The sequence below is a fragment of the Bianquea renquensis genome (assembly GCF_014384895.1).
GTDB lineage: Bacteria > Bacillota > Clostridia > Lachnospirales > Bianqueaceae > Bianquea > Bianquea renquensis.
In genome coordinates, this window is the sequence record NZ_JACRSQ010000103.1 from 1 (window position 1) to 775 (window position 775).

1 protein-coding gene is annotated in these 775 nt (G+C 56.9%); it reads right to left on the reverse strand.

The annotated features are described in order from the left end of the window. On the reverse strand, positions 1-775 hold a 775-nt coding region (locus H8730_RS17445; RefSeq protein WP_249290318.1), incomplete at both ends, for a DUF7601 domain-containing protein.

Consider the following 775-nt stretch of genomic DNA (forward strand, 5'->3'; position numbering starts at 1 on the left):
TTCCTCCACCAGCAAATCCCCGTTTTTCAGCTGCACGGTGACAGATTCCGGCAGGGCCACGTCATGGCCGCCCAGCTCCCATGTTTTCTCGCCTTCGATTTCAGTCTGTACCTCTCCCACATAAGTATTGGTAGCGGTGACGGTAATCGTCTGGCCGGACAGAGCAGTGCCGATGCCGTTTTCCAGCATGAGGGCATAGCCGTCCGTGAAAGAGTCGTCCTCGTGGAGCTCATATTGTGCGCCTGCGGCGATTTCAAATTCTTTGCTTTCACCGGGTTTCAAGGTGAATTCCTGTGCTATTCCGTCAACGGTGAGGGTGAAATGAAATTCCTTGTTCTCCTCCGCCTCCGGGTATTCGCCCTCCAGCTTCTTGGTGACGCGGAGCGTGGCCGGTTGCTCCGCCTCATCCGGCACCCGGTTCTGGAACTTCACCACGGCCGCTTCACCGCTCGCGATGGTGCCTGCGGCTTCTATAATCGCCGGAAGATACCCTGCCGCGTCGATTTCTTTCACAGTGTAGGGGATACCGTCCGGCAGATTTGTAAATACCGCCGTCTGGCCGCTCTTCAAAACAAGGAGGCCTCCGCTTATAAGCTCCTGCGGCTCGCCGCCGTCAACCGTGTATTCATAACTTCCACCGTCCGAGAAGGTGATGGCAAAGCTAAATTCCTTGTCCGGGTCGGGATTGTCGCCCACAACCTCTTTCTGCACCGTCAGGCTGCCCGGCTCTGCTTCCGCCTGGTAGACGTTGACAAAGGGCAGAAGCAGTTCCTCC